This window comes from Larkinella arboricola (genome assembly GCF_003259745.1).
Taxonomy (GTDB): Bacteria; Bacteroidota; Bacteroidia; order Cytophagales; family Spirosomataceae; genus Larkinella; species Larkinella arboricola.
The window spans coordinates 675384-695604 of record NZ_QLMC01000005.1; the positions used below are offsets into that span (position 1 = coordinate 675384).

Annotated in this window: 18 protein-coding genes; 5 read left to right on the forward strand and 13 right to left on the reverse strand. The window is 53.2% G+C overall.

Translation table 11 applies throughout. From position 1 onward, the window contains the following. Positions 1 to 44: 44 nt before the first annotated feature. Positions 45 to 512 carry an OsmC family protein gene (locus LX87_RS22035; protein WP_374755142.1) on the reverse strand — a complete coding sequence of 156 codons (468 nt, stop codon included), beginning with the start codon at positions 510 to 512 and terminating at the stop codon, positions 45 to 47. Positions 513 to 647: 135 nt separating this feature from the next. Here LX87_RS22035 and LX87_RS22040 point away from each other — a divergent pair, with 135 nt between their 5' ends. After that, positions 648 to 938: a cupin domain-containing protein gene (locus LX87_RS22040; protein WP_374755143.1), complete on the forward strand. Its 291-nt coding sequence runs from the start codon at positions 648 to 650 to the stop codon at positions 936 to 938. Here LX87_RS22040 and LX87_RS22045 read toward each other — a convergent pair. From LX87_RS22045 to LX87_RS22100, 12 genes are all read right to left on the reverse strand, one after another. Continuing rightward, positions 935 to 1504 (reverse strand): precorrin-2 dehydrogenase/sirohydrochlorin ferrochelatase family protein, encoded by a 570-nt coding sequence (locus LX87_RS22045; RefSeq protein WP_111630421.1) that lies wholly within the window; start codon positions 1502 to 1504, stop codon positions 935 to 937. The two genes, LX87_RS22040 and LX87_RS22045, sit on opposite strands and share 4 nt — an antisense overlap. Before the next feature lie 100 nt (positions 1505 to 1604). Beyond that, positions 1605 to 2354: a uroporphyrinogen-III C-methyltransferase gene (cobA, locus tag LX87_RS22050; RefSeq protein ID WP_111630422.1), complete on the reverse strand. Its 750-nt coding sequence runs from the start codon at positions 2352 to 2354 to the stop codon at positions 1605 to 1607. A gap of 97 nt (positions 2355 to 2451) precedes the next feature. Continuing rightward, a complete protein-coding gene (locus tag LX87_RS22055; protein ID WP_111630423.1) occupies positions 2452 to 4590 on the reverse strand; it encodes a ferredoxin-like domain-containing protein in 2139 nt (712 codons plus the stop codon). A gap of 277 nt (positions 4591 to 4867) precedes the next feature. Further along, positions 4868 to 6121 (reverse strand): sulfate adenylyltransferase subunit 1, encoded by a 1254-nt coding sequence (locus LX87_RS22060; RefSeq protein ID WP_111630424.1) that lies wholly within the window; start codon positions 6119 to 6121, stop codon positions 4868 to 4870. Between the two features lie 2 nt (positions 6122 to 6123). Then, the gene (locus LX87_RS29380) at positions 6124 to 6432 is read right to left on the reverse strand and encodes a HepT-like ribonuclease domain-containing protein (RefSeq protein ID WP_111630425.1); all 309 of its coding nucleotides are present in this window, start codon (positions 6430 to 6432) and stop codon (positions 6124 to 6126) included. Then, complete coding sequence (locus LX87_RS22070; protein WP_111630426.1) at positions 6372 to 6659, reverse strand: nucleotidyltransferase family protein; 288 nt, start codon at positions 6657 to 6659, stop codon at positions 6372 to 6374. The genes LX87_RS29380 and LX87_RS22070 overlap by 61 nt, the downstream gene beginning before the upstream one ends. 17 nt (positions 6660 to 6676) lie before the next feature. Then, positions 6677 to 7588 (reverse strand): sulfate adenylyltransferase subunit CysD, encoded by a 912-nt coding sequence (gene cysD, locus LX87_RS22075; protein WP_111630427.1) that lies wholly within the window; start codon positions 7586 to 7588, stop codon positions 6677 to 6679. A 106-nt stretch (positions 7589 to 7694) separates the two neighbouring features. After that, on the reverse strand, positions 7695 to 8408 hold the full coding sequence (locus LX87_RS22080; RefSeq protein WP_111630428.1) for a phosphoadenylyl-sulfate reductase: 714 nt from the start codon (positions 8406 to 8408) through the stop codon (positions 7695 to 7697). A 53-nt stretch (positions 8409 to 8461) separates the two neighbouring features. Next, positions 8462 to 9520 (reverse strand): Gfo/Idh/MocA family protein, encoded by a 1059-nt coding sequence (locus LX87_RS22085; protein ID WP_211325348.1) that lies wholly within the window; start codon positions 9518 to 9520, stop codon positions 8462 to 8464. A 99-nt stretch (positions 9521 to 9619) separates the two neighbouring features. After that, complete coding sequence (locus LX87_RS22090) at positions 9620 to 10816, reverse strand: trans-sulfuration enzyme family protein (protein WP_111630430.1); 1197 nt, start codon at positions 10814 to 10816, stop codon at positions 9620 to 9622. An 89-nt stretch (positions 10817 to 10905) separates the two neighbouring features. Continuing rightward, positions 10906 to 11964, reverse strand: a complete 1059-nt coding sequence (locus tag LX87_RS22095) for a sulfite exporter TauE/SafE family protein (protein WP_111630431.1) — start codon at positions 11962 to 11964, stop codon at positions 10906 to 10908. 227 nt (positions 11965 to 12191) lie between these two features. Next, positions 12192 to 13364 (reverse strand): S8 family serine peptidase, encoded by a 1173-nt coding sequence (locus tag LX87_RS22100; RefSeq protein WP_111630432.1) that lies wholly within the window; start codon positions 13362 to 13364, stop codon positions 12192 to 12194. Positions 13365 to 13570: 206 nt separating this feature from the next. Between LX87_RS22100 and LX87_RS22105 the strand changes: the two genes are divergently transcribed. The 4 genes from LX87_RS22105 (at position 13571) to LX87_RS22120 (ending at position 20173) form a co-directional block, all read left to right on the forward strand. Beyond that, complete coding sequence (locus LX87_RS22105) at positions 13571 to 14641, forward strand: plastocyanin/azurin family copper-binding protein (RefSeq protein WP_111630433.1); 1071 nt, start codon at positions 13571 to 13573, stop codon at positions 14639 to 14641. Between the two features lie 29 nt (positions 14642 to 14670). Then, positions 14671 to 16173, forward strand: a complete 1503-nt coding sequence (locus tag LX87_RS22110; protein ID WP_310587934.1) for a PQQ-dependent sugar dehydrogenase — start codon at positions 14671 to 14673, stop codon at positions 16171 to 16173. Between the two features lie 139 nt (positions 16174 to 16312). Continuing rightward, positions 16313 to 19327, forward strand: coding sequence for a leucine--tRNA ligase (locus LX87_RS22115; protein WP_111630434.1), 3015 nt, complete (start codon positions 16313 to 16315; stop codon positions 19325 to 19327). Between the two features lie 42 nt (positions 19328 to 19369). Then, positions 19370 to 20173 (forward strand): exodeoxyribonuclease III, encoded by an 804-nt coding sequence (locus tag LX87_RS22120; RefSeq protein ID WP_111630518.1) that lies wholly within the window; start codon positions 19370 to 19372, stop codon positions 20171 to 20173. The last annotated feature ends 48 nt before the right edge of the window (positions 20174 to 20221 follow it).

The window sequence follows — 20221 nt, forward strand, 5'->3', positions numbered from 1 at the left end:
GCGGGTCCTTTTCTTTCCTCTCTTGTCGGACTTCTTTTTTCGTATTAAACCGGTTTTTCAATCGTCAGGGAATACGTGATGCTGGCCGTGGGGCGGAGCTGGGCCGTGGCCGAGCAGTATTTGTCCATCGACAGATCAATGGCCCGGCGCGCTTTGTCTTCGTCCAGATTACCCTTCAGAATGTAGTGCAGGTGAATGGTATGGAAGGGCGCGGGCGTGGCATCGGCGGGGCGCTGGCCTTCGACGGTGATACGGAAATCTTCGATCACCTGACGCTGCTTCTTCAGAATCAGAATCACATCAATGGCGCTGCATCCGGCCAGCCCCATCAGGAGCATTTCCATCGGACGTGCACCGGCGTTATGACCGCCAATGTCAACCGCCCCGTCGATGTGAACAGGAACGTCGGAAACACCGGTTGCCTCGAAGTGGAACGCATCATCCACGCGGTTCAGCTCCACTTTCATGGTTTTTGTTGCGGGAGAAACGGTATTGGGTTGCTCACTTAGCATAGTTTTTTCGTTATGGATATACGTAGTGGGTGCAAAATTGCTTGTTTCTCATAAATTACGTAATTTCACCTGAATAAATTCCTGACAATCATGTCGGACAAGCTATTTGACGTAAAAAACGACAGGCGACTCAGCATGTATCTATACCGCGCCGGATTCGGTTTCTGGCTGCTGTATATCGTGATGGGCGCCCGTTTCATGCAGCAGGTAAGTATCTACCGGACCGACTGTGCAATCTTCTCTTTTTTTCTGATGGTGGTGGCGCTGTCGGCGTCGATGTATTACGATTATCACCACCATCCCGCCGAATTTGAACAGAAAAAGAAGTGGCTGATTGCCATGTATCTGGTGCTGGCCGGTCTTGTCTACATTTTTATTTTCCGCAAAGAGCCGCTGGATGTGTCCCAGTTGCTGCCCCGGTTTTAGGATTTCATCACCTTCGTAATTTCATTCAGCCGCTCAAGCTTTTCCTGAAAATCGCCCTTCAGCCGGTTTCGAATGGTTTGCAGGTTGTCCAGCGTGGCCTGTAACGAATCGGGCAGAATTTCTTCCAGCACTTCCCGAAACCGTTTGGCGAACGTCGGCGATTTTCCGTTCGTCGAAATGGCAATCTTCAAATCCCCTTTCCTGACGACCGAACTCAGGTAAAAATCGCACAGATCGGGCGTGTCGGCCACGTTGACCAGAATCCGGTGGCTTTTGCAATCGGTCTGAATCTGTGCGTTGACGGCTTTGTCGTTGGTGGCCCCAATGACCAGATCGTTATTTTCCAGATAGCGGGTTGAATACCGGTCGTACACCAGTTGAAGGTTGGGGTGCTGTTCGGCCAGCGTACGGATTTCTTCGCGGATTTCGGGGGCAACCAGCGTGATGGGGGCATTCGGGCCGTTGGACAGCAGGGCCGTCACTTTTTCCAGACCCACGTATCCACCGCCAACAACCAGCGTTCGCAGGTTTTCAATTTTCAGGAAAATAGGGAAGAGGGTGTTCATCGTCCGGGGTTGGTTGGGGCAACGTCTGCTGAAACAGATTGGGCGGATAAACAGCCAATCCCGTTCTATCCGCCCAATTTATTCTTTTCTATTGGATTACTTAGTGGTTTGCGATGGCCTGCTGTAAATCGGCCAGTTGCAAATCCCGCAGCCGGGCTACTTCGCCCACCACGATGATGGCCGGAGAGCCGATTTTTGCCGTAGCGACCTGTTCAACGATGTTTGAAACCGTTCCGGTAACCACCTGCTCGTCCGTCAGCGAACCGTTCTGGATGATGGCAACCGGAAGGTCTGCCTTGCCAGAGTCGCCAAAAACCGTCATGATTTCGGCCAGTTTGTGCATACCCATCAAAACCACCACCGTAGCCGTCGATTGAGCCGCCAGATGCAGATCGTTCGAGAGGTGGCCGGTTTTGGTTGTGCCGGTAACTACCCAGAAACTTTCGCTCACACCGCGGGTGGTTAGGGGGATACCCGCCAGCGCCGGAACCGAGTAACTGCTCGACAAACCGGGAATGACTTCTGTTTCAATACCGTATTGCCGGGCGTATTCCATCTCTTCGTAACCGCGTCCGAAAATAAACGAGTCTCCGCCTTTCAGGCGAACCACGTGGCCGTACTGCTGCGCGTAATGCACAATCAGCGGGTTAATTTCTTCCTGCGTACACGAATATTCATTGATCCGTTTGCCCACATAAACCTTGAGGGCATCCGGTTTGCAATAGTCCAGTAAATCGGGGTGTACCAGCGCGTCGTACATCACGACATCGGCCTGTTGCAAGGCTTTCACCCCTTTAAGCGTAATCAATTCCGGATCGCCGGGACCCGCACCCACCAAGGTTAATTTCATTTTCAATGCGTTAAGAACAAAGAGGTATGAGTTAAGAATGAAGAGTTAAATGCGTCAGCCAACTCATAATTCTTCATTCTTAACTCCTCATTCTTTTTTAGCTGTCTTTTGCGATTACTAATTCCTGAAGTTGCGGCAGGCCGTTCTGCTCAATGTGACGCTCACGATAGGCTCTTACTTGCTCCACAAAGTCGGTGGCTTTCGCAATGAACGACTGCGCAAATTCTTCCGTCGGCTCGTTCTTGTTGATGCTGAAAACCAGCGCTTTGAAGTCACCTTCCTGTTCGTGGAAACCGTCGCCCAGGAAGTTTTTGTCGAAGTCGCTGACAACACCGTGCTGGGTATTGGTATTAATGTCTTTCATCATCAGAGCACCTTTTGCACCGGTAATCAGCACGTTGTAAGCGTGATAGATAGCATCGGCCCAGCGGCTTTCGGCGTAGGCTTCCTGCGCCCAGCTTAACTTGTCGGTTGCTTCGGTCAGGGTGGTAGCAACCAGGTCGATTACCACACCGGCACACTCGCCAATCCCGATTTCGGTCACAAATTGCTCGGTATGATCCCAGTCCGTATAATCCTCCTGCGACAGCGTTTTCAGATCGGCCAGCGGTTTCAGTAGGGTATAGAAGTAGTTTTTGCCTTGCCGGGCGTAGTAATCGCTGTAATATTCGCCGTCAAATGCGTTGGCATCGTAATCGTTCAACAACGTCCGCAGTGCTTCGGGACCCCGTTTGGTCGGCACTTTAACAACTTTATCGCCAAACAGTCCTTCACCTTTGCCATTGAAACCGCCCCCGAGCAGCACTTGCAGCGCCGGGATAACGTACGCGCCGTTCTTCACCGAACTGCTGTGAAAACCGATGTTGGCCACCGAGTGCTGACCGCAACCGTTCATACAGCCCGAAATCTTGATTTTGATATCGTTGTTATGAATCAGGTCCGGAAACTCGGCGGTCATCATTTTTTCGAGGGCCCGCGTAATGCCGTAGCTGCTCGAAATAGCGAGGTTACAGGTATCCGTACCGGGACAGGTTGTAATGTCGGCGGCTGAATCGAATCCCGGTTTGGCCAGTTCGAGCGCATCGAGTCCGGCAAATAAAGCGGGCAGATTTTCCGGTTTCACAAACCGCAGCAGATAACCCTGGTTAACCGTTACCCGGATGTCGTCACCGGCGTATTGTTTCACCAGACCCGCCAGGGCACGAGCTTTGTCCGAGTGCATATCGCCCAGCAGGACCCGCAGCTGAACGGCGTACCAGCCTTTTTGCTTCTGCTCGAAAACGTTGGTTTTCAGCCAGGCTTGATAGCGTTCGTCGGTTGACAGTTCCGCGGGATTGATGGAGCTGGAAGCTTCCAGAGGAATGTTTTCGGAACCCGGACGCGTATCAATAGCGTAGGTTTTATGCTTCAGGGCCAGCCGTTCTTCTTCCACCCGGCGCAGCAGTTCTTCCAGACCGATGTCCTGCAACAGGAACTTCATCCGGGCTTTGTGCCGACGGGTCCGTTCGCCGTAGCGGTCGAAAACGCGAATCACGCCTTCGATGAACGGGATCACCTTATCTTCTTCCAGAAATTCGTACGCGGTTTCGGCCATGTAGGGCTGGGCGCCCAGACCACCACCAACCATTACTTTAAAGCCGCGCTTGCCTTCCTGAACGCGGGGAACCAGTCCCACGTCGTGCATATAGCCGTACGCGTTATCTTTTTCGCTCGACGACAGGGAAATTTTAAACTTCCGGCCCATCTCCTGGCAAATCGGGTTGCGCAGCAGGTAGTCGAAAATGGCGTAAGCGTAGGGGGTAATATCAAACGGCTCGTCGGGATCAATACCGGCTTTGGCCGAACCCGTTACGTTCCGGACGGTATTGCCGCAGGCTTCCCGCAGCGTAATGCTGGCGTCTTCCAGATCGGCCCAGAGCTGGGGCGTATCGGCCAGCTTGACAAAGTGTAATTGAATATCCTGCCGGGTGGTTGCGTGCAGGTTACCCGTGGCGTATTTATCGGAAATGTCAGCAATTCGGATGAGTTGGTCGGCGGTAATGCGACCGTGGGGCAGCTTGATGCGAATCATCTGCACCCCGGGCTGGCGTTGTCCGTAAACCCCGCGCGACAACCGGTATTTGCGGAAATGCTCTTCGGTCATTTCGCCCTCCCGGAATACGCCGATTTTATTTTCCAGGTTCAGAATGTCGCGTTTGGCAACCGCACTAACGTTATCGGTGAATTGAACAGACATAATATAGAGGCTTTAGTGAGATAGTCGATAGAATTGAAAGAGTAATCTTTAGAATAAAAGGCCGGTGTCAGTTCCGGCACGGTTGGGGTATGGTTTACATACAAATGTACTTCTTTATGAGTTCCTGAATTCGCTTCAGCAGGCTTACTTTTTATTATTGGTTATAACATTTGGTTATGAATTATGTTTAACGCTCGTTATTGAAAAGAAGCCTATCTAACAATGCAAAACGGCCCTTACTAGTGAGCAGGGCCGTTTTTATGAATAAAAAAGAAGGTTATTCCGCTTCGCTTTGCAGCATCAGGGCACCAACGGTAACATTAGAGGTTTCATCGATTAAAATGGCTCCGCCGTTAACCCGGTTTTTGGCATAGGGGTCGAAGCTGATGGGTTTCGCCGTTTTGATGATTACTTTGGCCACATCGTTCAGTTTCAGTTCTTCAACGTCGCCGTTCTCTTCGTACGTATTGACATTCAACTGGTAAACGATCTCACGGATGGCGCACCGAGTCCGGAACGTGCCGTGCTGCAACGTATACTTGTTTCCAACTTTGAGGGCCTTGGCGTCCATCCAGCACAGCATCGCTTCGACGTTTTGACTCACAAGCGGCTGGTTGTCGGTTTTGACGATCAGGTTACCCCGGCTAATGTCCACGTCGTCGGCCAGGTGCAGCACAACCGACATGGGAGCAAAAGCTTCGTCGTAGTGCGTTTCGGCGATTTCGATGGCGTCGATGGTAGAAGTTTCGCCGGTCGGCAGAACCGTCACGGCGTCGCCTTTCCGGAAAATACCGCTGGTGATTTTACCGGCATACCCCCGGTAATCGTGCAATTCAGCGGTTTGCGGCCGAATGACGTACTGCACCGGGAACCGGGCGTCGGTCAGGTTTTCGTCCTGGTCAAGCACCACGGTTTCGAGGTGGCTGAGCAGCGGTTCACCCTCAAACCAGGGCATATTGACCGACTTATCCACCACGTTGTCGCCGTTCAGGGCGCTCAGCGGAATGTAGGTGACCTCGCTGAAATTCAGCTTTTGAGCCAGATCGTTGTAGTGAATGCAGATATTGGAAAAGACGTCCTGCGAGTAATCGACCAGATCCATTTTGTTGACGGCCACCACAATGTGCGGAATACCGAGTAGCGACGCGATCAGCGAATGCCGACGGGTTTGCTCCACTACACCATGACGGGCGTCGATAAGCACCACCGCCAACTGACAGTTCGATGCACCCGTCACCATGTTGCGGGTATACTGAATGTGGCCCGGTGCGTCAACAATGATAAACTTGCGCTGGGGCGTCTGAAAATACCGGTATGCCACATCGATGGTAATGCCCTGTTCGCGTTCGGAGCGCAGGCCATCGGTCAGCAGGGCCAGGTCAATTTCGCCTTCGTCACGGCTTTTGCTGGCGCGTTCGATGGCTTCGAGCTGGTCGGCCAGAATGGATTTGGAATCATATAACAGGCGGCCGATGAGTGTGCTTTTGCCGTCATCGACGCTCCCTGCGGTAATAAATCGGAGAAGGTCCATAATTAAACAATTGTATCGAAATCAATGTGTTTGTAATACGTGCTGGCCTTGGATATCTGATACTCAGTCTGATCGAACACACCAGCTTTAAGCATTTCCCGAATAAGGTGTTCAAGCTGTTGCTGCAAGTGCGGCAAGCGATCCCGAATCGTTTCAAAAACAATCAGCTTATCAACACCAATATAGTCGTGGGCTACAACGTTGCGGAACGCCTTGATCTGTTGCCAGGGAATAGAGCAGATCGTTTTTACTACCGGGTCGCATACTTTACGTCTTTCATTGCCCTGTATAAAATGATGGGCTCCGCAAATCGCTTCAGCATGACGTCGACCGGAATTTTTAAGTCCTGCTGTAACGTGTCTCTCAGTTGAATTACCTGCTGATAGGGAATATCCTCTTCGACCATTACGTCAATATCGTGAAAGGCTTCACCTCGGGCAAACGAGCCAAAAACGCCAATTCGGTTCAACTCAAAACGGTCAAAAATGCGGTTGGTTCGCAAATACAATTGAAACCGTTGAAAGTCGAAGGATTGCATAGTGACTCTTTTTTACCTTAAAAATAGCCGCCTTTTTTCCGGTCTTCCATGGCCGCTTCCGACACCTGATCGTCGATCCGGGTTTCCCCCCGTTCGCTGATGCGGGTGGCCTGAATTTCGGCAATGGCGGTTTCGAGCGTATCGGCATCGGATTCAACGGCGGCTGTGCAGGAAATGTCGCCTACCGTCCGGAAGCGCACTTTCCGTGTCACAATCTGGTCGGTTTCTTCCACCTGAATGACACCTTTGGCCGTGGCCAGGAGCTTGCCGTCGCGCAGAATCAGTTCGCGTTCGTGGGCAAAGTAGATGCTCGGCAGGGCGATGTTTTCGCGTTTGATGTAATTCCAGACATCCAGCTCGGTCCAGTTGGAAATCGGGAATACGCGGACGTTTTCGCCCTTATGGATTTTGCCGTTGTAGATGTTCCAGAGTTCGGGGCGTTGCAGTTTGGGGTCCCAGGAGCCGAATTCGTCGCGAACCGAGAACACCCGCTCCTTGGCACGGGCTTTTTCTTCGTCGCGTCGGGCGCCCCCGATGCAGGCATCAAACTCAAATTCTTCGATGGTGTCGAGCAGGGTGAACGTCTGCAAAGCGTTCCGGCTGGCGTTGCGGCCCGTCGGTTCCTTCAGTTTCTTTTCCCGGATGGTATCTTCCACGTAGCGGACAATCAGCTTCTCGCCCAGACTTTCGGCCAGCCAGTCGCGGAAGTCAAGCGCTTCCTGGAAGTTGTGGCCGGTGTCGATGTGCACAAGCGGGAACGGGAATTTGCCGGGGCGGAAGGCTTTGCGGGCCAGATGGACCAGCGTAATGGAGTCTTTCCCGCCCGAAAACAGGAGCGCAGGCCGTTCGAACTGCCCGGCTACCTCGCGCATGATGTGAATCGCTTCCGATTCGAGTTGATCTAAATAATCAAGTTTGTAGGTACTCATCGTATTCTCTGCTTACCTCTGCAATTCTCCGCTTAGCTCCGCGAAACAACCTCTGGAATACTTATTTCGCAGAGTTAAGCGGAGAAGGATGGAGTTTAGTAGAGGGTTATTTTGCGTGTAATCCACATTCTTTTTTCGAATTGTCTTCCCACCACCAGCGACCGGCCCGGAAATCTTCACCTTCCCGAATGGCCCGGGTGCAGGGCTGGCAGCCGATGGAGACGAAACCCCGGTCGTGAAGCGGGTTGTACGGCACGTTGTTTTTACGCACGTAGTCCTTCACTTCGTCAAATGTCCAGTTCATTAGCGGGTGGAATTTGAAGAGTTGATGAACATCGTCGTTTTCCAGTTGCGTCATGCCCTGACGGTTTTGCGACTGCTCGGCCCGAATACCGGTAATCCAGATTTTGTTACCCGCCAGTGCCCGGTTCAGCGGTTCTACTTTCCGGATGAAACAGCATTCCTTCCGGTTTTCGACCGACTCGTAAAAGCTGAACGGTCCTTTCTCGCTCAGCATTTTTTCGAGCGGTTCGCCCTTCGGATAATAAGCTTCAATCTTGGTGTCGTAGCGACTGTTGGTTTTCTGCCAGACCTGATACGTTTCGCCAAACATCCGGCCCGTGTCCAGCGAAAAAATCCGGATCGGGATGTTGTTGGCCAGAATCAAATCCGTAATGACCTGATCTTCGTAACCAAAACTGGTTGAGAAAACGACCTGCCCCGGAAACAGTTCAGCCAGCGTGCGCAGGCTTTCCACTTCGTTTTTGCCCGCCAGCAGTTCGCTCAGGCTTTCCAGGGTGTAAGAAGGTTCTGCTATCATAGCGTACCTACGGGTTTTGCCCCGTTATTATTAGTCAAATTAAGCTATAGTCGTTATTTTAAAGCGATGGGTTTGCCTCCCGACTGGGCCGAACGCCGGGCCGCATCCAGGATTTCCATCACGATCATATTCACTTTCAACGATGACAAATCATCCACCGATTTAGTTTCACCGCGCACCACCTGCGCCAGATAATCAAACGGGTCCGTAACCGGCGCATCGGTTTTGGCGGCTTCGGTGGTTTGTTCGGCTTTGTCGCCTTTCAGCCGGATGCGCATTCGGGTGCCGTCCAGCGTAAATACGTACCCCGTCTCGCCGTACACTTCCATGTCCTTGCGGCTAAACGGCCAGTTCCACGACGCCTGAATCACCACCTGCGTTTTTGGGTACTCCAGAATAATCGTCGCATCGTCGTCCACTTTCGGATACACGTCCGGTTTGATCTGCAACGTAAAGGCACTGACCGTGCGTGGTTTTTCGCCTTTCAGCAGCCAGGTCGCCAGATTGGCCCCGTAGCAGCCGAAATCGAACAGCGCACCGGCTCCGTTGGTTACGGGGTCGGTCAGCCAGGCCACAAACTCTTTATTCATCTGGGCCGGTCCATCGTGGCCGTCGTGTACCACAATCCGGCGAATCGGACCAATGGCGCCTTCCTGAACCGCCATCCGGTGGGCTTTGTGGTTACTGCCGTACCAGGTGGTTTCGTAGTTGGTCAGGAGATGGATGTTGTGCTTTTTCGCCAACGCTTCCATCTGCCGGGCCTGATCGATGCTGACCGCCAGCGGTTTTTCCACCATCACGTGAACACCGCGGGGCGCACAGACCTTGACCACGTTCAGGTGGTTGCTGATCTCGTTAAATGCCGTTACGGCATCGGGCCGGGTTTTATCCAGCATTTCCTCCACCGTCGGATAGACCAGACTCATCGGCAAACCGTGCTGCTTCATGTACCGTTCGGCCACTTCGCGGTTTGGTTCGGCAATGCCGACCACCTCAATAGTAGGGTCGCCGGTTTGTTTGGCCCGGTTCAGAATCCAGTTGACATGCGAATGCACCAGACCCACCACGCCGACGCGTACCGGTTTTTTGGTGGATTGGGCGCTTGTATTCATGCTCACGGTTTGCGCCAGTAGACAAAGAAAGAGGCAGTATCGTATGCGCACGGTTTTCATCAGCTACTGGCTTTTAAAAGCTTACAAATTAGTTCAGTATCATCCGGCAATCGCCGACTTCACAACTTCCGCCGACCGGGTTACGGCCTGCTCAAAATCGGCCACCAGATCGTCGCCGTCTTCCAGACCGACCGACACACGAATCAGCCCTTCCGTAATGCCCAAAACGGCTTTTTCGTCCGGCTTCAGTTTGGAATGGGTAGTCGTAAACGGGTTGGTCACGATGGTGCGTGTATCCCCCAAATTAGACGAAAGGGAGGCAATTTCCAAGGCTTCGTATAAAGCTTTTACCCGCTCAAAACCGCCTTCTACCTCGAACGTCACGATGGCACCACCGGCGGCCATCTGGCGCTGGGCCAGTTCAAACTGCGGATGGGAGGGGAGGAACGGGTATTTGACGGCTTTTACATCCGGGTGCTGTTCCAGAGCCTGGGCCAGTTTCAGGGCGTTGGCGCAGTGGCGCTCCATCCGGAGCTCGAGCGTTTCCAGACTTTTCGACAGCGTCCAGGCGTTGAACGGCGACATCGACGGCCCGGTATGGCGGGCAAAAAACCGGATGGGTTGAATCAACTCTTCCGGACCGACAATAATACCGCCCAGAACCCGGCCCTGTCCGTCCATGTATTTTGTGGCCGAATGCACCGAAATGTCCGCGCCCAGGTCAAGCGGGGTTTGCAGAATCGGTGTGGCAAAGCAGTTATCGACGTTCAGGATAAACCCGTATTTCTTTTTCAAACGAACCAGCATTTCCAGATCGACCAGTTCCAGACCGGGGTTCGACGGCGTTTCCAGGTACACCATTTTCGTGTTCGACTGAATGGCGGCTTCCCAGTCGGCTTCCGTCGCCGTGGCATCTACATACGTATACGTAATGCCCCATTTGGTCAGGATCTGCGAAATAATCTGGTGGGCCGAACCGAATAGGGCGCGGCAGGCCACGATATGATCACCCGACTTAAGCAATCCGGCCATGCTGGCAAAAACGGCGGCCATTCCGGTTGCGGTGGCAATGCCAGCCTGGGCGTTTTCGAGCATACACACTTTATCGACAAACTCCGTAACGTTCGGGTTGGAGAAACGGGAATAGATGTTGCCCTCTTCGGTTTCTTCAAACAAGGCTTTTCCCTGTTCCGCACTTTCAAACGTAAAACTGGAGGTCAGAAACAAAGGCGTCGAATGTTCGCGGTACTGCGACTTCTTCGTCTGAATACGGATGGCTTTCGTTTGTTTTTTCATGGATGAGAAGATAGACAGGAGAAACGAGACAAAAGACAAGAGATGTACTATTTTTAAAGTCTTTAGTCTCTGGTCTCACCTCTTTTGTCTCATAATACGACCGATAAAATATTACGCAAACTTACGATTATTACGACGACACCGACCATGATCATCATGGCTTTTATGGGCAGGCGGGTCGACAGAATGGCCGCGATTGGGGCCGCAATCATACCGCCCAGCACCAGACCCAGAATGACCTGCCAGTGCGTCATACCGATGAGCGTCACGAAGGTCAGTGAACTGGACAGGGAGATGAAAAATTCCGCCAGGTTGACCGAGCCGATGGTGTAACGCGGATGCCGTCCGCTGGCGATCAGCGTGGAGGAAACAATCGGTCCCCAGCCGCCCCCGCCGATGGCGTCCATTGTGCCGCCAAACCACGCCAGCAAACCAATCTTTTTGATCGGCTTTTTCTTGATGTGTTTGGCCAGGGCTTTTTGGATGATCAGAACCCCCAGAATAGCCGTGTACACCGCCACCGCCGGTTTGATATAAACTGAATACTGTTCCAGCGAAACCAGGACGTAAGCGCCCATACAGGCTCCGATTACGCCCGGAATCAGGACGGCTTTAAACAGTTTGCTGTTGACGTTGCCAAACCGCAGGTGCATATAGCCTGAAACGCCACTGGTAAAAATTTCGGAGGTATGGACGCTGGCGCTCACTGCCGCCGGACTCACGCCCACCGTCAGCAGCAGGGTCGAAGCCGTGACACCGTAGGCCATGCCCAGCGCCCCATCAATCATCTGAGCCACAAAACCGCCCGCCAGATAATACCAGAAATCGTCGTTCAACTCCAGCGTACTCATCACCAGATTGAACCGGTCGAGCGTCAGGTAACTGAACAGCAGATGGCCGACGATCATCAGCGACAGGGCCGAGAAAATATAGATAGCGATCTCGGTACGGGTACGCTTGCGGAGCAGAACGGAGCGGGTTGTAACATCCTCCGCCAGATGGATGTCAGATTCCGGAAAAGCCGTGCGCAACATCTCGATCTGTTCGGTGGCCGACTCGCCCTGAACCGTAATTTTTAATCCATTTAAGTTCAGCCCCACGGGGAGGGAAGATTCCGGCGAAGAGTCGGGTGCTGAGACAGGCTGCATAACTAATTAAGTATATATAGTTACTAGAGAAATCTTCTTATGAAAAACGGCATCGTTAAAATGCCGCGGGGCTTTTCAAAATATTCTGCAAAGGTGGGTAATCTATTGGATTAAAGCAAGAAACCGAAACGTAGAATTCCACAAAGCGATTTGAAGGATATAAATTTTCCAATCAGCGAACGGGGCCACTGATTGGAAAACCGTTGAGAAATTCTATACTAGCGGTCTTATTCTCCTCCGGCAATGGGGTCAGGCTCACCGTCGGGGTCGCCCGTCACGTAACCGTTGGTGGGCAGGTTCCGACCGCGAAGCAGCAGCAGCCCCGCAACGTGCGGAGAAGCCATCGACGTACCGGACAAGGTGGCGTATTTACCGTTCAGGTAAGTCGAGCGAATCCGTACCCCGTAGGCGCAGATATCCACCGTCGGACCGTAATTGGAGAAGGACGCAAACCGCCCGTTCTGGTCCATCGCCGAAACCGTAAACACGTTAGCGTGGTTGATGTTGGCCGGGGCGTATTTCTCGGACGACTCGCCTTCGTTTCCGGCAGCAATGGCAAACAGAATGCCTTTATTGGCTGCCTGCGTAATCACGCGTTGAAGCGTCGTGGACGTGCCTTCGCCCCCAATGCTGATGTTGACCACATCCCCGGCTTTGCCATTCTGGTAAACGTGCGAAACCGCCTGAACCAGCGCCGACAATTTGCCTTCACCCTCGTTGTCGAGCACCCGTAGCGCCACCAGCGTGGCTCCCGACGCAATGCCGGTTATGCCGATGGTATTGTTTTTTGCCCCAATGATGCCCGCGATGTGGGTACCGTGGCCGTTTTCGTCATCGACGATTTTGCCGGTAATAAACGACTGGCTGCGGGCCGCATCGACGTTCAGATCGGGATGGTCGAGGTCGATGCCCGTGTCCAGAATCCAGGCGGTTTTGTCAGGGTTGAGGTCACCCCGGCCGTAACCGGTTTGCTTCACGTTCCAGGTCAGCGTGGACGTAGTGGCAACATCGACGCAACTGCACAGCGAAATAATCCGGTCAGGTTCCACCAGCTCAACGCTTGGATCGGCTTTCAGCTGTTCGGCCTCGGTCGCGCTGACGTGCGCCAGAAAACCGGTTGATTTACCGGAAAACAAAACCTGCACGTTGGGGTCGTTCAAACCGTGGCGCGTGAGCAACTGCTGCACCGCCGAAGCCATCCGGGCGTTGGGAGCCACCGGCAGATCGGTAGTGGGTTTGTACGTAACAATATAGGCGTTGGGGATGACCTGACCGTTGTTGATCGACGATTTGACCAGGCAATCGGCCGTGGGGCCAATCTCCCGATCCGATTGACAACCGATGAGAATAGAAAAGGTAACGACCTTAAAGACCAAAGCCGTTATAGATGTCCACCGCATGGATTTCAGAGTAAGAAAGCTATATAATTAAAGAACGTAGCGATGGGTCAATAAATTCAGGTCATTACGGGGAAAAGAACTGTTTACGTAACGAAATGGAAAACAGAAAATTGTCGCCGTCCTCCGTTGCGTTTGATTTTGTCAGAATCGTGCCGAAATAGTAGAAAAAGCCGTTATTTTTGCTTTTTTGAATTTATTAAACCCGCATGAAAAATATCGTAGCCGCTGGCTTATTCGCAGCCATATGCGGTTTGACAGTCTCTTCTGCTTCAGCTCAGGACACGACGCTAACGATTCGAGCTGTTGAAGGCCTGAAATTCGACGTTCCCCGCTTTGTGGTACGGCCCGGCACCCGGATCAACCTGACACTGGATAATTACGACGACATGGCGCACAACCTCGTGGTAACGCTGCCGAACTCCCGCTTGCGCGTCGTGAATACGTCGCTGGCACTGGGCGATCAGGCCGTCAAGCTCAATTACGTGCCCCGGACGCCGGATGTGGTCGCTCATACCCCGGTGGTGGAACCCGGCAAAGCCGAGAAAATCAGCTTCGTACTTGATCAGGAAGGCGTTTATTCGTACGTCTGTACCTATCCTGGGCATGGTTTTGTCATGTACGGGGCCATTTACGTTACCCGACGACCCGCCACGGTTCCGGCGCTGGACAAAGACCCCCACGTAGCCGCCAACCGGAAAGACGATGCCGGCCACGCGCATCACCTGCCTGATCATCCGTATGAACTCAAATACCCCGCCGTATACCGGACCTTCATGCCCGATTCCGGCCCCGCGTCGATTGCCGTCGGCCTGACCCCCAAAGCAGCTTATTGCTGGGATGCGGGATCGTGCCGGTTGCGCTACGCCTGGACCGGCGGCTTTATTGACCAGACCGACCACTGGGACGGCAACGGCAAGAAACCCACACATGTCCTCGGTGACGTTTATTTTCGCGATCAGGGTGGTTTCCCGATCCGTCTGGGAACAGCCGATCGGTTGCCGGAAGTTAAATTCAAAGGCTACCGCCTGATCAACCGGTATCCGGAGTTCCGGTATCTGGTCAACGGTATTGAAGTACGCGAAATGATCAAACCGTTGAAAACCGGGCGGGGGCTGGTCCGACAGTTTACGCTCGGCCCGGTTTCCGGACCCGTGTATTTTGTCTGCAAATCCGGCGATGGCGTCAAATACCGTCCGTCGGTGGGCAAAATTCAGGACGGGTTTGTGCGCCTGCCGGTGGGAACCAGGAGTTTTACGCTTACGATGATTGCTGAATAATGAGAAATAAAATCAAGAGTGCCAGTCGAGTGAAAACCTTTCTGTCTGCGTTCGTTGCCCTAAGCCTACTGAATCTGAATGGATGGTCAAAACCGCTTTTCCCCGCCGACACGATCACGGATTATTACGAGGTGGAAACGATTCAGATGCCCAAAGGCTTGACGGCCGAAACCGACGGGCTGGCGGTGATGCCCGATGGCCGGATTGTGGCCGGTTTTCACCGGGGCGAGATCATGATCTATACCCCCAAAACCAAGACCTGGAAGCTGTTTGCCGAAGGTATTCACGATCCGCTAGGGATTATGGCCGTCAGTAACAGCGAAATTCTGGTGATGCAGCGCCCCGAGCTAACCCGCGTGAAAGACACGAATGGTGATGGCGTGGCCGATTTGTACGAAACCGTGACGGACGAGTTCGGGCTGTCGGGCAACTATCATGAGTTTGCGTTTGGACCGGTAAAAGATAAACAGGGTAATATTTTTATTTCGTTAAATACCGCTTCGAATGGCGCCGGAATTTTCCCGGAAGTGCGCGGAAAACTCGATACGCTGGGCCGTCCGGGCCGGATGTATTCGGCGGTGCCCTACCGGGGCTGGGTCATGAAACTCACGCCCGACGGCAAGCTGCACCCGTATGCCAGCGGTTTCCGGTCGCCGAACAGCCTCGGGTTTGACGCCAACGGCAACCTGTTTGCCGCCGACAACCAGGGCGATTGGCTGGGCACGAGCAAGCTCTACCATGTGCAGGAAGGCAAACACTACGGTCACCCGGCCAGTCTGTTGTGGAAAGAAGGCTTTCCGCGCATTACCCCCCGAAAACTGCCGGTGAAAATGCTGGACAGTTTGCGGACGGTCGAGAGCGTGGCGTTTCCGCACAGTCGCATTGCCAACTCGCCGACGCAGCCGGTGCTCGACAATACGGGCGGCAAATTCGGGCCGTTTGCCGGAAAAATGCTGATTGGCGAAATGGATCACCCGTACCTGATCCGGCTTATGCTCGAAACCGTTGATGGACAGATTCAGGGAGCGTGTGCGCCGTTTCTGGCCGGGGCGGGACTGCGCCGGGGCAACAACCGGCTGGCGTTTGGACCCGACGGTAGTTTGTGGCTCGGCCAGACCGACCACGGCTGGGCGGGTGCCCGGGGCATGCAGCGCGTTCGCTGGAAAGGAAAAACACCGCTCGAACTGGCCGATATGAAACTGACGCCCACCGGTTTTGTCCTGACCTTTACGCAGCCGCTCGATGCGGCCACGGCCCAGCAACTCACGAATTATCAATTCCAGCGGTATTACTATGAATACCACGAAGCCTACGGTTCGAAGCAGTTTGACAAGCAGCCGGTGGCCGTAACGAAGGCCGAGCTTTCGCCCGATGGCAAAACCGTCACGCTGAAACTGGGCGAACTGAAAGCCGGTTACATCTACGAACTGGAGATGGGTAAACTCCGCTCGACGACGCAGCAGAACCTCATGGGGCGGCTGGTTTGCTACACGCTCAACCGACTTCAGCGAAATACACAGGCGAATCCATAAGAAAATCCTACTTTTGTGATTGAGTTGTTTCGCAGAGTTTATCAGAGTAAAAATGAGTTAAGCAGAGAAAACTCTGCTTAACTCATTTTTACTCCGCTTAACTCTGCGAAACAACTTTCTTTAAAACGCATTCATTGCTATGTCTGAATACAACCACAAGAAGATTGAAGAAAGCTGGCGGGCGTTCTGGGAAAAGAACCAGACCTACCGCACCACGAACGACGCTTCCAAACCAAAATATTACATCCTCGACATGTTTCCGTACCCGTCGGGGGCCGGTTTGCACGTCGGGCACCCGCTGGGCTACATCGCTTCCGATATTGTTACCCGCTACAAACGGCTAAAAGGCTTTAACGTGCTCCATCCGATGGGCTTCGATTCGTTCGGGCTGCCCGCCGAGCAGTACGCCATTCAGACCGGCCAGCACCCGGCCATTACGACCGAACAGAACATTGCCCGGTATATCGAGCAATTGAAAAATATTGGTTTCAGCTACGACTGGAGCCGGGAAGTCCGCACGTCCGATCCGAAATTTTACAAGTGGACGCAGTGGATTTTCATGGAATTATTCCGCAGTTGGTACAACAGGGAAACCGATCAGGCCGAACCGATTGAAACCCTGATTGCCAAATTTGAAGCGAACGGTACGAGCGGGATTCAGGCTGTGGCCGACGAAGATGCGCCAAGGTTTACTGCCGACGAGTGGAACGCCAAATCGGAACGTGAGCAGTATGAAATCACGCTGAAATACCGCCTGACTTACGTGGCCGACGCGGTGGTGAATTGGTGTGCGGCTTTGGGCACGGTGTTGGCCAACGACGAGGTGAAAGACGGTGTGTCGGAGCGGGGCGGTTATCCGGTCGAGCAGAAATTGATGCGTCAGTGGATGATGCGCATTACGGCCTACGCCGACCGCTTATTGATGGGGCTGGATACCGTCGATTGGTCGGAATCGCTGAAAGAACAGCAACGCAACTGGATCGGTAAATCGACGGGTGCGGAGGTGAGTTTTCAGATTGAACACCGTGTGGAGCGCATCAAAGTGTTTACGACGCGGCTGGATACCATTTTCGGCGTGTCGTTTATGGTGCTGGCACCGGAACATGACCTGGTGCCGGAACTGACCACGCTGGAACAAAAACCGGCCGTGGATGCCTACGTGACGGCGGCCAAAATGCGGTCCGAGCGCGACCGGATGGCCGATGCCAAAACCGTATCGGGCGTGTTTACGGGCAGCTACTGCATCAACCCGTTCAATGGCGAGCGTGTACCCATTTACCTGGCCGACTACGTGCTGGCGGGCTACGGGACCGGGGCCGTCATGGCCGTTCCATCGGGCGATCAGCGCGACTGGGCTTTTGCCAAACATTTCGACTTGCCGATCATTCCGATTCTGGACGCGCAGAAAGACATTGACAAACAGGCCGATAATACGAAAGAAGGTCGTTACATCAATTCCGGCATCATTAACGGGCTGACGTATTCCGAAGCTATCCCGGTATTGGTGCAGTTTCTGGAAGAACGCGGGATTGGGAAGGCCAAGATCAATTACCGGATGCGCGATGCGGTTTTCAGCCGCCAGCGGTATTGGGGCGAACCCGTTCCGGTGTATTTCAAAGACGGTTTGCCGTATTTACTGGAGGAATCTGAATTGCCGCTGGAATTGCCCGCCGTCGATAAATACCTGCCGACCGAAACCGGCGAACCGCCGTTGGCCCGCGCCGAGGACTGGAAATACAAAGGACAGTACGAATATGAACTGAGCACCATGCCCGGCTGGGCGGGGTCAAGCTGGTACTGGTACCGCTACATGGACCCACAGAACGAAGGGGAGTTTGCGGATAAAGCCGCCATCGACTACTGGCGCAGTGTCGATTTGTACGTCGGCGGCTCCGAACACGCGACGGGCCACCTGCTCTACAGCCGGTTCTGGAACAAGTTTATGAAAGACCGGGGCTACGTACCGGAAGAAGAACCGTTCAAGAAGCTGGTGAATCAGGGCATGATTCTGGGCCGGTCGAATTTTGTGTATCGTCTCAATTTAACAGCAGGTGGAACGGTTAGGGCTGATTCTGGTCTTCAACCTGCGACGAAAACGCCACCTGTCGTATTTATATCGAAAACCATAAAAGAGGTTATAGAAAAAAGCAAGTCGAAGGAACCTCAAAGGTTTACGGGATCTGAGGATTTAGAAAAAATACAGCGATACTTAGATTTCTTTGAAAAACGTTTCAATGAAATTGAGCGCAATTTTGCTGAAACGACACCTGGTACGCTGAATAATCTTTATACCTCAAGTTCTGTTTTTACTTCTGCTATACACGTTGACGTCAATATTGTTGAGAACGATGTATTAGACGTTGAAGCTTTTAGAAAATCGCGTTCAGATTTAGAGAACGTTGAATTCATTACAGAGCCGGATGGTACTTACATCTGCGGGGTTGAAATCGAGAAAATGTCGAAATCGAAGTTCAACGTGGTCAATCCCGACACGATTGTGGAACGCTACGGCGCCGACACCCTGCGGTTGTACGAGATGTTCCTCGGGCCGCTGACCGATGCCAAACCGTGGAATACCAACGGTATCGACGGCGTCTACCGCTTCCTGAAAAAGTTCTGGCGGCTGTTTTACGAAGAACCGACCGAAAACCGTCCGGGCCGCTGGCTGGTGACGGACGAAAAACCGACGCCCGCCGAGTTGAAAGTGTTGCACAAAACGATCCGCAAAGTAGCGGAGGATATTGAAAACCTGTCGTTCAATACCTCGGTGAGTGCATTCATGGTGTGCGTCAACGAACTGTCGGCGCTGAAATGCAACAAGAAGGCGGTTTTGCAGGATCTGGTGGTTATTCTGGCGCCGTTTGCACCCCACATCACCGAAGAACTCTGGGCGGCTCTGGGCAACGAAGCCGGAACGTTGAGCTACGCCGAATTCCCGGTTTTCAATCCGGCATTTCTGGTGGAAGATACCATCGAGTACCCGATTCAGATCAACGGTAAAGTGCGCACGACGCTGGCGTTCCCGGCGGATGCGGCCCCGAAAGATATTGAAAACGAGATTCTGGCGAACGAGGTGGTGCAGAAGTGGCTCGAAGGAAAAACGCCGAAAAAAGTAGTGGTGGTACCGAAGCGGATTGTAAACGTTGTCGTTTAATCCGGCGGGTTACGACCGTTGGTTTTCGAACTGGCTGATTCAATGGAACACGCAATAACTCCGGTACCGTCCGGCGAAACGGTTAAAATTCTGACCTACAACGTCAACGGTATCCGGTCGGCGCTGAACAAAGGGTTGATCGAATGGCTGACACAGAATCCATTCGACATCCTTTGTTTTCAGGAGGTGAAAGCCACGCACGACGTGGTGGACCTGCTGCCGTTTGAGGCCCTGGGCTACCGTTACCACTGGCACGCGGCCGAGAAAAAAGGCTATAGCGGGGTGGCTACGTTCTCCAAACTACCGCCCGACCACGTGGTGCTGGGCTGTGGCATTCCGGCCTACGACTGCGAGGGTCGAATTCTGCGCACCGACTTTGACGACCTGACGCTGCTGAACTGCTATTTCCCGTCTGGCACGACCGGCGAAGTGCGGCAAAGCGTAAAAATGCAGTTTCTGGACGACTTTTTCGAGTACGTCCGGGAACTGCGCCAAACCCGTCCGAACGTAATTGTGGTTGGCGATTATAACATTGCGCATACGCCCATCGATATTCACGATCCGGTCAGAAACAAGAATACGACCGGTTTTTTGCCGGAAGAACGGGCCTGGATGACCCGGTGGTTCGACAGCGGTTTTATTGATTCGTTTCGATACAAAAATCCGGACGAGATTGCCTACAGCTGGTGGAGTTACCGGGCCGGAGCGCGCACGAACAACAAAGGCTGGCGCATTGATTATATTTCCGTCAGCGACTGTTGCCGGGACCGTATTGTGGCTTCCGGGCACCTGCCTGATGCCGTTCATTCCGACCACGGGCCGGTTTGGCTGGAATTCAGGCCATGAAGGATTTTTTCGATATAGACTCGATTTTTTTTACGGTACTCGGTTACC

Coding starts and splice junctions, on each gene's coding strand:
- LX87_RS22105 (WP_111630433.1), top strand. CDS start 13,571: ATGAAAAATATCGTAGCCGCTGGCTTATTCGCAGCCATATGCGGTTTG.
- LX87_RS22090 (WP_111630430.1), bottom strand. CDS start 10,816: ATGAAAAAACAAACGAAAGCCATCCGTATTCAGACGAAGAAGTCGCAG.
- LX87_RS22045 (WP_111630421.1), bottom strand. CDS start 1,504: ATGAACACCCTCTTCCCTATTTTCCTGAAAATTGAAAACCTGCGAACG.
- LX87_RS22085 (WP_211325348.1), bottom strand. CDS start 9,520: ATGAATACAAGCGCCCAATCCACCAAAAAACCGGTACGCGTCGGCGTG.
- LX87_RS22060 (WP_111630424.1), bottom strand. CDS start 6,121: ATGGACCTTCTCCGATTTATTACCGCAGGGAGCGTCGATGACGGCAAA.
- cysD (WP_111630427.1), bottom strand. CDS start 7,588: ATGAGTACCTACAAACTTGATTATTTAGATCAACTCGAATCGGAAGCG.
- LX87_RS22120 (WP_111630518.1), top strand. CDS start 19,370: ATGGAACACGCAATAACTCCGGTACCGTCCGGCGAAACGGTTAAAATT.
- LX87_RS22080 (WP_111630428.1), bottom strand. CDS start 8,408: ATGATAGCAGAACCTTCTTACACCCTGGAAAGCCTGAGCGAACTGCTG.
- LX87_RS22070 (WP_111630426.1), bottom strand. CDS start 6,659: ATGCAATCCTTCGACTTTCAACGGTTTCAATTGTATTTGCGAACCAAC.
- LX87_RS22100 (WP_111630432.1), bottom strand. CDS start 13,364: ATGCGGTGGACATCTATAACGGCTTTGGTCTTTAAGGTCGTTACCTTT.
- LX87_RS22040 (WP_374755143.1), top strand. CDS start 648: ATGTATCTATACCGCGCCGGATTCGGTTTCTGGCTGCTGTATATCGTG.
- LX87_RS22055 (WP_111630423.1), bottom strand. CDS start 4,590: ATGTCTGTTCAATTCACCGATAACGTTAGTGCGGTTGCCAAACGCGAC.
- LX87_RS22035 (WP_374755142.1), bottom strand. CDS start 512: ATGCTAAGTGAGCAACCCAATACCGTTTCTCCCGCAACAAAAACCATG.
- cobA (WP_111630422.1), bottom strand. CDS start 2,354: ATGAAATTAACCTTGGTGGGTGCGGGTCCCGGCGATCCGGAATTGATT.
- LX87_RS22095 (WP_111630431.1), bottom strand. CDS start 11,964: ATGCAGCCTGTCTCAGCACCCGACTCTTCGCCGGAATCTTCCCTCCCC.
- LX87_RS22115 (WP_111630434.1), top strand. CDS start 16,313: ATGTCTGAATACAACCACAAGAAGATTGAAGAAAGCTGGCGGGCGTTC.